General features: G+C 67.2%; 15 protein-coding genes. 7 read left to right on the top strand and 8 right to left on the bottom strand.

Features of this window, described 5'->3' with window-relative positions:
- Positions 1–98 precede the first annotated feature (98 nt).
- From IB259_RS01550 to IB259_RS01535, 4 genes are read left to right on the top strand one after another with little or no spacing between them, the layout of a single operon-like run.
- Positions 99–413 (top strand): non-heme iron oxygenase ferredoxin subunit, encoded by a 315-nt coding sequence (locus IB259_RS01550; protein WP_054459045.1) that lies wholly within the window; start codon positions 99–101, stop codon positions 411–413.
- Positions 414–415: 2 nt separating this feature from the next.
- On the top strand, positions 416–1,714 hold the full coding sequence (locus tag IB259_RS01545) for an NAD(P)/FAD-dependent oxidoreductase (protein ID WP_192327198.1): 1,299 nt from the start codon (positions 416–418) through the stop codon (positions 1,712–1,714).
- Positions 1,715–1,752: 38 nt separating this feature from the next.
- Positions 1,753–3,042 (top strand): aromatic ring-hydroxylating dioxygenase subunit alpha, encoded by a 1,290-nt coding sequence (locus tag IB259_RS01540; RefSeq protein ID WP_119451812.1) that lies wholly within the window; start codon positions 1,753–1,755, stop codon positions 3,040–3,042.
- A 17-nt stretch (positions 3,043–3,059) separates the two neighbouring features.
- Positions 3,060–3,578, top strand: coding sequence for an aromatic-ring-hydroxylating dioxygenase subunit beta (locus IB259_RS01535; RefSeq protein ID WP_054459037.1), 519 nt, complete (start codon positions 3,060–3,062; stop codon positions 3,576–3,578).
- 77 nt (positions 3,579–3,655) lie between these two features.
- Here IB259_RS01535 and IB259_RS01530 read toward each other — a convergent pair whose 3' ends face one another.
- The 5 genes from IB259_RS01530 to IB259_RS01510 form a co-directional block, all read right to left on the bottom strand.
- Positions 3,656–4,276, bottom strand: a complete 621-nt coding sequence (locus IB259_RS01530) for an N-carbamoylsarcosine amidohydrolase (RefSeq protein ID WP_119451813.1) — start codon at positions 4,274–4,276, stop codon at positions 3,656–3,658.
- 30 nt (positions 4,277–4,306) lie between these two features.
- Positions 4,307–5,356: a 2,5-dihydroxypyridine 5,6-dioxygenase gene (locus IB259_RS01525; RefSeq protein ID WP_054459034.1), complete on the bottom strand. Its 1,050-nt coding sequence runs from the start codon at positions 5,354–5,356 to the stop codon at positions 4,307–4,309.
- A gap of 30 nt (positions 5,357–5,386) precedes the next feature.
- Positions 5,387–6,211, bottom strand: coding sequence for an alpha/beta fold hydrolase (locus tag IB259_RS01520; protein WP_175163647.1), 825 nt, complete (start codon positions 6,209–6,211; stop codon positions 5,387–5,389).
- Between the two features lie 20 nt (positions 6,212–6,231).
- Entirely contained in the window at positions 6,232–7,194 is a 963-nt protein-coding gene (locus IB259_RS01515; RefSeq protein WP_059378445.1) for an amidohydrolase family protein, read from the bottom strand.
- Between the two features lie 248 nt (positions 7,195–7,442).
- Positions 7,443–8,069, bottom strand: a complete 627-nt coding sequence (locus IB259_RS01510) for an NTP transferase domain-containing protein (protein ID WP_192327194.1) — start codon at positions 8,067–8,069, stop codon at positions 7,443–7,445.
- 61 nt (positions 8,070–8,130) lie between these two features.
- On the opposite strand from IB259_RS01510, the gene IB259_RS01505 reads away from it, so the two are divergent.
- A complete protein-coding gene (locus IB259_RS01505) occupies positions 8,131–9,120 on the top strand; it encodes an XdhC family protein (RefSeq protein ID WP_192327191.1) in 990 nt (329 codons plus the stop codon).
- Positions 9,121–9,141: 21 nt separating this feature from the next.
- Here IB259_RS01505 and IB259_RS01500 read toward each other — a convergent pair whose 3' ends face one another.
- Together IB259_RS01500 and IB259_RS01495 are read right to left on the bottom strand one after the other, a co-directional pair.
- A complete protein-coding gene (locus IB259_RS01500; protein ID WP_370127811.1) occupies positions 9,142–9,609 on the bottom strand; it encodes a MarR family winged helix-turn-helix transcriptional regulator in 468 nt (155 codons plus the stop codon).
- Positions 9,610–9,696: 87 nt separating this feature from the next.
- A complete protein-coding gene (locus IB259_RS01495) occupies positions 9,697–10,638 on the bottom strand; it encodes a LysR family transcriptional regulator (RefSeq protein WP_175163839.1) in 942 nt (313 codons plus the stop codon).
- 122 nt (positions 10,639–10,760) lie between these two features.
- Between IB259_RS01495 and IB259_RS01490 the strand changes: the two genes are divergently transcribed.
- Both IB259_RS01490 and IB259_RS01485 read left to right on the top strand, forming a co-directional pair.
- Positions 10,761–11,723, top strand: coding sequence for a 3-hydroxyacyl-CoA dehydrogenase family protein (locus IB259_RS01490; protein WP_192327188.1), 963 nt, complete (start codon positions 10,761–10,763; stop codon positions 11,721–11,723).
- Positions 11,720–12,574 (top strand): 3-keto-5-aminohexanoate cleavage protein, encoded by an 855-nt coding sequence (locus IB259_RS01485; protein ID WP_175182201.1) that lies wholly within the window; start codon positions 11,720–11,722, stop codon positions 12,572–12,574. Before IB259_RS01490 ends, IB259_RS01485 begins: the two co-directional genes overlap by 4 nt.
- 16 nt (positions 12,575–12,590) lie before the next feature.
- Here IB259_RS01485 and IB259_RS01480 read toward each other — a convergent pair whose 3' ends face one another.
- Positions 12,591–13,115, bottom strand: a complete 525-nt coding sequence (locus tag IB259_RS01480; protein ID WP_156337482.1) for a preprotein translocase subunit SecD — start codon at positions 13,113–13,115, stop codon at positions 12,591–12,593.
- Positions 13,116–13,161: the final 46 nt, after the last annotated feature.

Below are 13,161 nucleotides of genomic sequence, written 5' to 3'. Positions count from 1 at the left end.
TCGACCCGCCGCCTGTCGGGGAAATCCCTAGCTCCTGACTTGTTTTTTTAGGCAGTACACTGACGACAATTACTCAGCATACTGACGAGCGAGTTGATATGAACTGGATCCGCATTGCCTCTACCGACCAACTGACCGAAGACGACGAGGTGATCCCCGTCGCCGCCGGCGAAAAGCAGCTTGCGCTGTATCGCATCGAAGGCGAGTTCCACGCCTCCGACAATGTCTGTACCCACGCCTACGCGCTGCTGTCCGACGGCTATCTGGAAGACGGCTGCATCGAATGCCCGCTCCACCAGGCCAAATTCGACATCCGCACCGGCCAGGCCATGTGCGCACCCGCCACCACTGGCATCCGCATCTATCCGGTCAAGGTCGAAGGCCAGGACATCTATGCCAACCTGCAAGGCTGACCATGGCTGACGCAGATCCGATCCTCATCATCGGCGCCGGCCAGACCGGCGCGGTGGCGGCGGCCACGCTGCGCGGCCTGGGCCATGCCGGCCCCATCACGCTGATCGGCCAGGAAGCGCACGCGCCCTATGAGCGCCCGCCCCTGTCCAAGGACGTGCTGCAAAGCCCCGGCGCGCATGGCCAGACCGCTGTGCACCCCCAAGACTTCTATGCGCAGCAAGGCGTCACCCTGCTGACCGGCATGCAGGCCTTGCGGATCGACGCTGCCAACCGTCTGGTCGAACTGGCCGACGGCCGCAGCCTCCCCTATAGCCGCTGCCTGCTCGCCACCGGCGGGCGGGCGCGCGAACTGCCCAGCCTGCCGCGCGGCACGCCGGGCGTGCATTACATCAGGACGCTGGACGATGCCGCGGCGCTGCGCGCCGCCCTCACGCCGCAGTCGCGCGTGGCCGTCATCGGCGGCGGCTTCCTGGGCCTGGAGGTGGCGTCCACTGCGCGCGCCCTGGGCGCCGCAGTCACCGTGCTGGAAAGCGCGCCCCGCTTGCTGGAACGCGTGCTGCCCGCGGCCCTGTCGGATTGGCTGGCCGAACGCGCCCGCCACGCCAGCGTGGACCTGCGCCTGGACGCGCGCATCGCGCGCACCTACTGGCAGCCCCATGCGGATGCCGCTGTGCGGCATCAGGCGCGCTTCAATATAGAACTGCAAGACGCTTCCTCTATCGAGGCCGACGTCGTGGTGGTGGCCATCGGCCTGGTGCCCGACGTATCGCTGGCCGCACAAGCCGGTCTGGCGCTGGATCCCGCCAATGGCGGCATCGCGGTGGACGCCGCCTGCCGTAGCAGCGACCCAAATATATATGCGGCCGGCGATTGCGCCAGCCAGCACCGGCGTCACCTGAACATGGCGCTGCGGCTGGAATCCTGGCAGAACGCCAACGAACAGGCGCGCGCGGCCGCGGCCGGCATGCTGGACCAGCCCGCGCCGGCCGAGCCCTATCCGTGGTTCTGGACGGACCAATATGGCTGCAACGTACAGATGCTGGGCCTGCCCCAGCCGGACCTCGTCTATGCCTGCCGCGGCGTGCCCCAGGCGCAGGCCGAGGCGCCCAAGTTCATCTGGCTTGGCCACCGCGACGGCGTGCCGGTGCATGCCATCGCCATCAACGCCGGCGGCGACCTGCGCCAGCTGCGCGTGCTGTTCGAACAAGGCATCGCCATCGATCCCGAGCGCTATGCCGACGAGACCGTGGCGCTCAAGCCGCTGGTGAAAGCCTGCCAGCAAAACGCCACCGCGTCCTGACCCCACCATTACCGCCCCCGCATCGACAGGAGCTTTTCATGTATCAATCGCAAACCGTCATCGGCCTTACGATGGCGTCCAAGGACACCGCCCTGGCCGACTGTGTCTGGCCGGAAGACGCGCTGCACTACATCCCCGACTGGGTCTACACCAGCCGCGCCGTCTACGACCAGGAAGTGGAAAAGATCTTCCACGGCAAGACCTGGAACTACGTGGCCCTGGAAGCCGAGCTGCCGAACCCGGGCGACTACAAGCGGTCTTATGTGGGGCCGACCCCGGTGGTGGTGTCGCGCGCCGAAGACGGCTCGGTCAATGTGTTCGAGAACCGCTGCGCCCACCGCGGCGCGGAGTTCTGCCGCCACAGCCAGGGCAACGCCAAGGAATTCGTCTGCCCCTACCACCAGTGGTCCTACGACCTGAAGGGCAATCTGCAGGGCATCCCCTTCAAGCGCGGCGTGAACCGCGAGGGCGGCATGCCCAAGGACTTCAAGAACGAAGACCACGGCCTGCGCAAGCTGCGCGTCACCACGCGCAACGGCGTCATCTTCGCGTCCTACAGCGATGAGGTCGAACCCATCGAGGAATACCTGACACCCGAAATCCTGGCCGATTTCGACACCGTCTTCCCGGGCAAGAAGCTCAAGATCCACGGTTACTACCGCAACGAGCTGCCGTGCAACTGGAAGATGTATCACGAGAACCTGAAGGATCCGTACCACGCAACCCTGCTGCATTCGTTCCTGGTGGTGTTCGGGCTGCTGGTGGCGGGCAACAAGTCCGCCATGCTGGTCGATCCGGTGCATGGCCGCCATGGCACCATGGCCTCGGCCAAGAGCGAGGACAAGTACGCCAACGTCAGCGAAGAGAACAAGAAGGAAATGCGCTCCTTCCACGACGGCCTGCACCTGCAGGACGACCGCTTCCTGGAGTTCGTCAAGGAATTCGACTCGCCCTGGTCGGTCACCATGCAGACCGTCTGGCCCAACCTGATCGTGCAACGTGAAATGAACACGCTGGGCGTGCGCCAGATCGTGCCCAACGGGCCCGACAGCATGATCATGCAATGGACCATGTTCGGCTACGAGGACGACACGCCCGAGATGGAGCGCCATCGTCTGCGCCAGGGCAACCTGATGGGGCCGGCGGGCTTCCTCGGCCTGGAAGACAACGAAGCCATGAAGTTCGTGCAGGAAGGCGTGCGCCGCGCCAGCACCGACGTCAACGTGCTGAAGCTGGAGTCCGGCAAGCAAGGCACCTCCAACACGCTGATCTCGGAAGCCGCGATCCGCTCCATGTACAGCTATTACCGCAGCGTGATGGGCTTCTGAGGCAGGAACCAGGAAACATGAGAACCCGATTCGAATACTCCCCCCGCAAGATCGATCCCGCGCGCGCCATCGCGCTGCGACTGGAGATCGAGGAATTCCACGCCGACTACTGCGCCGCCCTGGACGCGGGCCAGGTCGAGGCCTGGCCAGACTTCTTCACCGAGGACGGCCTGTACCGCGTCACCGCGCGCGAGAACGCCGAACTGGGCCTGCCCGTCGGCCTGGTGTACTCCGAAGGCCGCGCCATGATGCATGACCGCGCCGTGGCCATTTCTCGCACCCAGATGTTCGCCCCGCGCTACATGCTGCATCTGGTCAGCAACACCCGCGTCATCAGCGAATCCGCGGATGGCGAGATCGAGTCCCAGGCGGCATTCATGCTGATGCAGACGCTGGTGGAAGGTCCCACCACCCTGCACCTGGCCGGCACCTACTACGACCGCTACACGCGGCAGGACGGCGTGCTCAAGCTGAAGGAACGGCAGGTGGTGTATGACACCACCATCCTGGCCAACGACCTGGTCTATCCCGTCTAGAACGCGGAAGAGCAATGCAAAAAAAGGGTTGCGCCACGGGGCGCAACCCTTTTTTTGTGCCGGTCTGCGGCGCCAGCTCAGGCCTGCGTAGCGCGCATGGCTTCGTCCCGCGTCAACACGGTGGCGTACTTCTGCTGCATGTCGAAGAGGTTGGCATCATGCGGGCCGATGGCGCGGTCGCCCACGCAATCCGACACCACCAGCGGCCGGAAGCCGTACTGCATGGCGTCCACCACGCTGGCCCGCACGCAGCCGCTGGTGACCGCGCCCGCCACCAGCAGCGTCTGCACGCCGCGTTGCGACAGCCAGGCCGCCAGGCTGGTGCCGAAGAACGCCGAAGGCACCGTCTTGCGCACCACCAGTTCGCCGGCCGCGGGCGCAAGCTGCGGCACGATGGCGCTGTTGTGGTCCGCTTCCTTCAGGGTCAGCATGCCCGGCACCTTCAAGGTGAAGATGTTGTGGTCCGCGTCGTCGTCGGCGAACACGATGCGGCTGTGCGCCACCGGCCAGCCCTGCTTGCGCGCATGCGCCAGCAGGCCTACGGTCTGCTCGATGGCCTGGGGGATGTTGCCGCCGCCGAACACAGCCGGATCGGCAAAGCCGTTGACCAGGTCCACGATCAGCAGGCCATAGGGCGCCTTGGGCGCCATCGCCGTGCCGAAACCCTGGCGCGCGTAGGCCGAGATATCGTCATTCATGTAGGGAACTCCTAGTACGGTGATTGCGTGCTAAGCCTGGAGGCCGGCACCGTCCAGCACCTTGCCCTGGCGCACCACGTCCTCCCCGTCCAGCCGCACCGTGCAGGCGCGCAGGGGGATGTCGATGTGGCAGGTGGTGGTCCGGTTGCCGCCGGCCTCGTTGTTGGGACCCAGCGAGAACAGGAAATTGCCCTCGTAGGCGCGCGCGTCCATGCCTATGGTGGCCTCGCGGTCGTACAGCCCCAGCGTGGTCCAGTGCGCGCGCGGTTGCAGGCCCCAGCCTATGTGCGAAATCGCGTAGGCTTCCGGGTCCTTGAACGAGGCCACGTACTCGCGCAGCAGTTCCGCGTCCACGCCGCCGTCGATGCGCGTGGCGTAGCCGTTCTCGACCGTCAGCTCGATGGCCGAGCGCACGTAGAGCTTCTGCGGCAGCAGGATGTCGCCGACGTCGATCACGATCTTGCCGTTGGCGCCGCCTTCGTTCGGCCAAGTCAGCACGAAGCCGCTGGGCCAATGGTCCCAGCGCCCGGGTTCGTCGACGAAGCCGTATTCGCTGATGGCCGGGAACTCGCCCAGCGGGCAGCGCAGGTCCGTACCCGCCTCGGATACCACGCTCATCTCGCGTGCCGCGCCGATGCGCGCGGCGGCCGCCTTGACCCGCGCACGGTCGGCCTCGGTCGGCACCAGCCGCGCCAGCACTTCCGGCGGCTCCACCGCCAGCAGGATCTTGGTGCCGGTCGCCAGGATCTCGTGCTGTTCCGGAGAGAACAGCAGCGTCATCAGGTCCAGTACCAGGTCGCTTTCCTTCAAGGCCGCAATGGCGGCCTTGTTGCCGGTCAGCGGCGTGGTGCCCAGGTAGGCCAGCGAGTCCCGGCTCAGCGCCCGCTCGCCATTGACGGGCGGCAGGTCCAGGCGGTTCACGATGGCGCCCATGGCTTGCGTCGCGATCAGCGCCGTCGCCAGGGTTTGCGGATGGGTGGCCGCGCTGGTCAGCACCGTGACGGTCTGCCCCGCTTGCAGCTTGGACAGGGTCAGCACCTGCTGCCAGGCCTTCACCATTTCATAGTCGCTTATAGGCATGATGCCCTCCTTGCTTGACGGTCGCGCGCTTCAGCCGCGCGCCAGCGGCGCGCCCAGGAAATCGCCGAAGGCGGCATAGAAGCCTTCCTCGTTGTCCCACGGAATCATGTGGCCGGCGGCGGGCACGCGGTGGTGTTGCGTGCCGGGCGCCAGCCGTTGGATCTCGGCCACGTCGGCGTCCAGCACCACGTCGCCCCGCTCCGCCGTGATCAGCAGCACCGGCACGTCCAGGCGCGGCAGGTCGGCATGGATGTCGTCGCTCTGGAAGGCCTCGAAGCTCTGGATGATGGCGCGCTCGTCGCAGGTGTGCAGCCATTCGGCGCGCAGCTGGCGCTGCTCCTCGGTCCAGGTCGGGCAGAACGCGCGCATGGCCTCGGCGTCCATGCCGTGCCGCGCCTGCGCCATGGAATCGACGTACCAGGGCAGTTTGGCGGGATACGGCCGGCGGCCGGGACCGGACACCGGCGGGTCCACCAGGACCAGGCGGCTCAGTCCTGCCGGCTTGCCGCGCCCGGCGCGCACGCCGATGCGTCCGCCCATCGAATGGCCGACCACGCTGTAGCGCGCCAGGCCCAGCGCCTCTGCGAAGGCCAGCACGTCGGCGGCTTGCGCGTCCAGGCTGTAGTCCAGCGTCGCGCCGGCTGCGGACAGGCCGCGGCCCCGCACGTCCAGCACATAGGTGTCGAAGGCCGCGCCGAAGCGCTCGCCGACGAAGCCCCAGGTGACCGCCGGGCTGGTGATGCCCGGCACGATGATGACCGGATCGCGCCCCGCCCCACGTTCGCCGCCGTAGCGCAGGTAATGCTGGCGGATGCCATTGGCATGGACGTTGCCGCCGTACAGGAAGTTGTTCATGTCGGTCTCCCGGGCTGGATTCAGAGTTTGAACAGGCGTCGCGCGTTGCCGTTGCAGATCAGTTCGCGGGTCGCGTCGTCCATCGGCGTCTGCTCGATGAATTCCACGGCGAGCGCGGTCGATTCGTAGGGATAGTCGACCGAGAACATCACCGCCTCGCGGCCCATTTCGGCGATGGCGGCCATCAGCGTGGGAGGCGAACAGACCCCGGACGTGGTGATGAGGATGTTGCTGCCCAGGTATTCGGAAGGCGCGCGCGCCAGCTTGATGCCATGCGAATAGACCGCGAAGCGGCTGTCGAAGCGCCAGCGCAGGAACGGCAGGCCTTCGCCCATGTGGCCCAGGATCAGCTTGACGGCGGGGAACCGGTCGAACACGCCGCCGAACAGCAAACGCAGCGCATGGGTGGCGGTTTCGACGCCCCAGCCCCAGCATGCCCCCACCAGCTCGGGGTGGCCCGAGTAGGCCTGCGGAATGACGTAGGGATCGGACGGGTGCAGGTAGACGGGCACGTCCAGCTCCTGCACCTTTTCCCAGAACGGGTCATAGGCGCGGCCGTCGTAGTACACGCCATTGGTGTGGCCGTTGATCAGCGCGCCCTTGAAGCCCAGCTGTTTGACGCAGCGCTCCAGTTCTGCGGCGGCGACCAGAGGATCGTGCATGGGCACGGTGGCGAAGGCGCCGTAGCGCGTCGGGTGGCGGGCCACCTGCTCGACCAGGAAATCGTTGTTCTCCTTGGCGCGGCGCAGCGCGACGGCGGCGTCGGCTTCGGCCTGCACGCCCGGCCCGGTCTGCGACAGGATGACATAGTCGATGCCCCCGCGGTCCATTTCGCCCAGCCGGACTTCGTCGAAATCCACCAGGCGCGCGGCCAGGTCGGCCAGCACGGCGGGATCGATGTGCTGCGCGAAGCTCTTCGAATAGTCCTTGAATCCGACCGCGGTGTAGTGCTCCTCAAACGCGATCTTGCGTACTTTGCTCATTCCCCTACTCCCAGTTTGATGGCGCGGACCCTGTCCTGCCACGGCGCGTCAGCATTGTTTATCAGTACACTGACTATTACATCGGAACAACCGGAATCGTGCGCAGCCGCTTTCCCATTGGGAAAAGCCCTGCGAGGGCTTCCGAATTTACGTCAGTATACTGACTTTATAGTCAGCGTACTGACAAATTAGGGAAATCCCGAAGCGCAAAAAAAAGCCGCCGCGGCGGCCTTGCCTGCAGGCGGCGTTCAGCCGTCTTCGTCCAGGTCGGCAGGCGTGTCGACATCGCGCAACACCCCGGGATCATCGACGGGGACCAATTGCAGGCCGGGCCCTTTGAGCAGCCGCCGCGCGCCTTCGTCCCCGCTCAGCGCGGCAAGTTGCGCCAGCAGGTCTCCGCGGAATCCCACCGGGTGGCCGCGCTGCCCCTGGTACGAGGGCGCGGCCCTGGGCGCATCGCGCAGCGCCTCCAGCACGCTCGCCAGGCTGGCGCGCTGGATCCAGGGCATGTCGGCCAGCGCGACCAGCACCGTGGCAGGCGTGCCGGGCAGGCCCTGCAAATACTGCGCCGCCGCGGCCAGACTGGCGCCCATGCCCTCCTCTGCCCGGTCGGTCTCCAACACCACGCAGTCTTCGGCCCGCAGCAATCCGGCCAACGCGGCGCTGCCGGGCCGTACCACGGCGACGACCATCTCCACCGCCGCGCGCAGCGTGCGCGCGCTGGCCGCCGCCACGCGCGCGCCCTGCGGCAGCGGCGCCAGCAGCTTGTCGGCACCGGGCCGCTGCGCGGCGTAGCGCGAGCCCCGCCCCGCAGCCAACAGGATGCCGACGCGCGCGGGGATCGGGTAGGGATAGACACTAGAGACAGTCGCCATGATGATCAGTATAGTGAATATAAGCCGTGGCAGCGCCGCGGCCTTTCACTGTGAGAAGCCGATGAACGCTCTGGATCTGGACGTATTGCAACATGCGCGGGACTGGGTAGCCGCGGGCAGCCGCGTGCACCTGGTGACCGTGGTGCAGACCTGGGGATCGGCCCCGCGCCAGGCCGGGGCCATGCTGGCGCTGCGCGAGGACGGCCGCATGGTCGGGTCGGTTTCCGGCGGCTGCATCGAAGACGACCTGATGCTGCGCGCCCGCGAAGGCACGCTCGAGGATGCCCCGGCGCGCCTGACCTACGGCGTCACCCGCGACGAGGCCGCGCGCTTCGGCCTGCCTTGCGGCGGCACGTTGCGCCTGATCAGCGAACCGCTGCGCGACACGCAATGGCTGGACCTGGTGCTGCAAGCCATACGCGGCCATGGCCTGATCCAACGCACGGTGGACCTGCAGGACGGCAGCAGCTCGGTGTCTCCCGCCAGTCCGGCCGACGGCCCGGACTTCGACGGCCGCATCTTCCGCAGCGTGTACGGCCCGCGCTGGCGGCTGCTCATCATCGGCGCCAACCAGACCGCCCAGGTGCTGGCCAGCATCGCCGCCACGCTGGATTTCCACGTCACGGTCTGCGACCCCCGCGAGGAGTTCTACGGCGACTGGAACCAGTCCCAGGCTACCTTGCTCACCAGCATGCCCGACGACGCCGTGCTGGAAATCGGCACCGACGAGCGGACCGCCATCGTGGCGGTCACCCACGATCCCAAGCTCGACGACATGGCTTTGCTGGAAGCATTGAAATCGCGGGCCTTCTATGTGGGCGCGCTGGGTTCGCGCGCCAACCAGCAGAAGCGCCGCGAGCGGCTGCGGCTGTTCGACCTGGACGACAGCCAGATCGCCCGCCTGCACGGCCCGGTGGGCCTGCGCATCGCCAGCAAGACGCCGGCCGAGATCGCCGTGGCGATCGCGGCCGAACTGATCTGGGTGCGCAACACGCTGGGCGACGGCGAAGCCGCCCGCAGCGCGCCGCAGACCAGCGCGCTGCAAGGCTGAGCCAGGCAGCCGGCCTCGGCCCTACATGGGTTTGAGCGTGGTGCGGCTGTACTGGTTATTGGCTTCCACCAGGGTGGAAAGCAGCTTCATGAAGATTTCCTGATTGCGCGTGGACAGCGGCTCCAGCAGGCGCTGCTGGGCGCGCGCCATGCCTTCCTGCAGGATGCCCATGATGCGCAGGCCTTCCTGGGTGATGACGGCCTGGCGCGAGCGCTTGTCGTTGGGATTGATGCGCCGTTCCACCAGGCCGCGCTCCTGCAGGCGCTTGACCACGTCTGCGGTGGTGGTGCGATCCAGCCCCAGCTCCATGCCGATGGCGGTCTGGTCCAGCCAGGGACTGAGCGACAGCGCGGTCAGCACGCCATACTGCACCGGCGTCACGTTCTGCGTCTTGCACTCCTCGTAGAACATGGCGTAGTGGATCTGGTTCAGGCGCCGCACCAGATATCCCGGACGCGACCAAAGCACCTGCTTGGCCGGATCGAAGATCTTGGTGTCTGTCTTATGAGTTGCGACGCGCTTCTGGGACGTCGTCTTTTTCTGTACATCCGGCACGTTGAGGCAGCTCCAGTTTAGTTAGTGTACTGAGGATAATACCACCGGCCCGGCCTGGCGCGCCTGCTGCGCCAGATACTCCTTCAAGGTCTGCACCAACGCCGCCGCGGCGGGCGACAGGCTGCGGTTGCGGGCCGTGACCAGCCCGATCGAACGCTCGGCCACCGGTCCGATCAGCGGACGCTGGACGATGCCATTTTGCGCTACCGCCGCGGCGGCGATTTCGGGCAGCGCGGCAACGCCGAATCCGCATTCGACCATGGCGACGATGGTGGTCAGATGCTCGGCCTCGAAGGCCGGCGTAAAGCGTATCCGGTTCTGCAGGAAAGCCCATTCCGTGTACTGCCGCACGCTGCTGGGCTGCACCATGGACACGTGCGCCGCATCCGCCGTATCGGCCCAACGCAGCGGACCGCGGGCGCGCGCCAGTGGATGGGCTTCGGGGATCAACAGCAGGAAACTGTCGGACATCAGCGGCACGTAGTGCAGATCCGCATGCTGCGGGTCCGCCGCGGTCAGGGCGAAGTCGACTTCGCCCGCGCGCACCAGGTCGAAAGCCGGCCCGGACAAGGTATCGCGTACTTTCAGGGCGACCAGCGGATGGGCCTGGCGATAGGTCATGAGCACCCGCGGCAGCAGGCGGGCCGCAATCGAGGGCAAGGCCGCCACCGACACCTGCCCCTGTTCCGCGTTGACGATGCCGCTGACCGCGGCAATGGCGTCGCGGAAGGCCACTTGCAGCGCAGCAGCCTGCTGCATGAAGACCTCGCCGGCGGCGGTGAGGCGGACGGTGCGCGTGGTGCGGTCGAACAGGCGCACGCCCAGCGCCTCTTCGATGCGCTGGATCTGCGTGGACAGAGCCGATTGCGACAGGTGCAACTGCGCGGCGGCCTGGCGGAAGTTGAGCGTGCGGCCCAGCACCAGCGTGGTATCGATATCGCGCATCGAAAGATTGATCTGCATGCCTGGCGCGGTCCCTCTATTGATCTAAATATAAGATCATTCTATCCAAAAAATCTGATTCATCAATCAAAACAGGTTCTCTACACTCGCCCGCAGCGTAGTTTCAGATGAAGGAGCGAACCATGCAGACGGACGCGATCGCGCTGCCCAATCCGGGCGCGGCGCATGCGGTGGTGGTGGGCGGCGGCACCATGGGCGCCGACGTGGCCGTGGTATTGACCCGCGCGGCCTGCCGGACCACGGTGATCGAATCGAATGCCGAGCGCGCGGCGGGCGTACCCGCCCGTGTCGCGGAAAACCTCAAGACCATAGGCCGGGAAGCGAACGCCGCCCTGCTGTCCACCGCCGCCAGCCTGGACGAGGTGGACTGGTCCGGCGTGGACCTGGTCATCGAGTGCATACCCGAACGCCTGAACATCAAGCAGGCGCTGTTTGCGGACCTGGCGCAACGCGCCCGGCCCGATGCCATCCTGGCCAGCAACAGCTCCAGCTTCCCGATCAGCGCCATCAGCCAGGGCCTGGCTACCCGCGGCCGCATGCTGGGCCTGCACTTCTTCATGCCCGCGCATCTGGTGCCGCTGGTGGAAGTGGTGCTGGGCGAAGCCAGCGACAACGCCTGCGCCGACACGCTGATCGCATTCATGCGGCGCTGCGGCAGCGTGCCGGTGAAGGTGCGCCAGGACCTGCCTGGCTTTCTGGCCAACCGCCTGCAGCACGCGCTGTCGCGCGAAGCCTTCGACCTGATCGACCGCGGCATCGCCTCGCCGGAAGACGTGGACGCGGCAGTGCGTTTCGGCTTCGGCTTCCGCTTCCTGGCGGCCGGCCCGGTGATGCAGCGCGACCATGCCGGCATCGATGTGCATGCCGCCGCCGGCGCCACCATGTACCCCACCTTCTGCAACGCCAGCGAGCCGGCGCGCTGCCTGACCGAACGCGCCCAGGACGGACGCCACGGCATGAAGACGGGCGAAGGTTTCTACACCTGGACGCCCGAAACCATTGCTGCCGAGCGCGCGCGCTACGACCGCCTGTTACGCGCCGGCCTGGACCTGATTGCACCCGAACTGCCGGAGATCAAGCCGTGAGCAACACCCCCCTGCCCCGCGCCGCGCTGGCCGACTCGCCCGTCATCATTACCGTGGCGCCCAATGGCGCCTACAAAAAGGCCGCCGACCATCCGGCCGTGCCGCTTACCGCCGAGGCTCTGGCGCACGAAGCGCGCGCCTGCCTGGACGCCGGCGCCGCCATGATGCACATGCACGTGCGCAAGCCTGACGGCAGCCACCTGCTGGACGCCCAGGCCTACCGTGACGCCCTGGCCGCGGTGCGCGGCGCCGTGGGCGACGAACTGCTGGTGCAGGTGACCAGCGAAGCCGCCGGCGTCTACAAGGCGGCGGAACAGATCGCCCTGGTGCGCGAGCTGCAACCCGAGGCCGTGTCCATCGGGCTGCGCGAGATCGCCGTGCCGGAGATCCCGGAAAGCGAGCTGGCGGCTTTCCTCGCCTGGATCGCCGAGCGCCGCATCATGACCCAGATCATCCTGTACGACGAAGGCGACGTGCGCCGCTGGCTGTCCCTGCGCGCGCGCGGCCTGGTGCCGCCAGGAGCGTGGTCGGTGCTGTTCGTGCTGGGCCGCTACAGCGCGGGCCAGACCTCTTCGGCCTATGACCTGCTGCCCTTCCTGGCCGCGTACGACCAGTCCCTGCCGTGGGCGGTATGCGCCTTCGGCCCCGAGGAAAACGCCTGCGTCACCACGGCCGCAGCGTTCGGCGGCCACATGCGCGTGGGTTTCGAGAACAACCTGAAGCTGCGCGACGGCAGCACCGCACCGGGCAACTCGGCGCTGGTATTGCAGGCCGCGCAAGGCGCGCAGGCGTTGGGCCGCCCGCTGGCCACGGCCGCCGACGCGCGCCGCATCTACGGGGCGATCGGCTGACTCCGCCTGGGCGGCGCTACTGCGCCGCCCCTTCTATCGCTTGCGCAACGCTGATTGCCTGCTCCTCCGAGTTCATCGTCAGGTTCAGGATGCCCTCCTCCATGGGGCCTGCGATGCGCGGCACGCCCACCAGCCTGCCGTCTATCGTGAACACCAGCCACTTCCCGGGGTACTGGCGGCCGATCTGCGCCAGCTTGCGCGCGCCTGGCGGCGTGAATCGCAAGCTGACAAAAGGCTGCCCCTCCCGGGTCTTCATGGGCGTGGCGGTATTCAGGTCTGCCCGGGTAAGCGCGGGCGCCAGCAGGAAGTAGTAGGTCTTGTCGGACATGCGCAGCTCGCGCAGATCGGCGCCCGGCTGGTCCTGCGCCAGGCGGAACTCGACCGCCGGGATGGCCATCCGCGCCCGCGCCGCGGTGTCTTGCGGCGCAGGCTGGGCGGCGCGGGGCGCGGCATTCGCGCCCTTCTGAGCCACCATGGGCTGGCAAGCCGCCAGCAATGCGCTCGATGCAATCAAAGCCGGAAGAATGATGCGACGTGTCATGGCTGTATACCTCTCATGAATCATTGAGGCCGCAGCTGCGGGCCGC

This window comes from Achromobacter sp. ACM04, assembly GCF_014851465.1.
Taxonomy (GTDB): Bacteria; Pseudomonadota; Gammaproteobacteria; order Burkholderiales; family Burkholderiaceae_B; genus Achromobacter; species Achromobacter aegrifaciens.
This window is presented reverse-complemented; position numbering and strand designations above follow the sequence as displayed.

Bases quoted from the DNA above. Each gene is read 5' to 3' on its own strand.
- IB259_RS01550 (WP_054459045.1), top strand. From the start codon at position 99: ATGAACTGGATCCGCATTGCCTCTACCGACCAACTGACCGAAGACGAC.
- IB259_RS01545 (WP_192327198.1), top strand. From the start codon at position 416: ATGGCTGACGCAGATCCGATCCTCATCATCGGCGCCGGCCAGACCGGC.
- IB259_RS01540 (WP_119451812.1), top strand. From the start codon at position 1,753: ATGTATCAATCGCAAACCGTCATCGGCCTTACGATGGCGTCCAAGGAC.
- IB259_RS01535 (WP_054459037.1), top strand. From the start codon at position 3,060: ATGAGAACCCGATTCGAATACTCCCCCCGCAAGATCGATCCCGCGCGC.
- IB259_RS01530 (WP_119451813.1), bottom strand. From the start codon at position 4,276: ATGAATGACGATATCTCGGCCTACGCGCGCCAGGGTTTCGGCACGGCG.
- IB259_RS01525 (WP_054459034.1), bottom strand. From the start codon at position 5,356: ATGCCTATAAGCGACTATGAAATGGTGAAGGCCTGGCAGCAGGTGCTG.
- IB259_RS01520 (WP_175163647.1), bottom strand. From the start codon at position 6,211: ATGAACAACTTCCTGTACGGCGGCAACGTCCATGCCAATGGCATCCGC.
- IB259_RS01515 (WP_059378445.1), bottom strand. From the start codon at position 7,194: ATGAGCAAAGTACGCAAGATCGCGTTTGAGGAGCACTACACCGCGGTC.
- IB259_RS01510 (WP_192327194.1), bottom strand. From the start codon at position 8,069: ATGGCGACTGTCTCTAGTGTCTATCCCTACCCGATCCCCGCGCGCGTC.
- IB259_RS01505 (WP_192327191.1), top strand. From the start codon at position 8,131: ATGAACGCTCTGGATCTGGACGTATTGCAACATGCGCGGGACTGGGTA.
- IB259_RS01495 (WP_175163839.1), bottom strand. From the start codon at position 10,638: ATGCAGATCAATCTTTCGATGCGCGATATCGATACCACGCTGGTGCTG.
- IB259_RS01490 (WP_192327188.1), top strand. From the start codon at position 10,761: ATGCAGACGGACGCGATCGCGCTGCCCAATCCGGGCGCGGCGCATGCG.
- IB259_RS01480 (WP_156337482.1), bottom strand. From the start codon at position 13,115: ATGACACGTCGCATCATTCTTCCGGCTTTGATTGCATCGAGCGCATTG.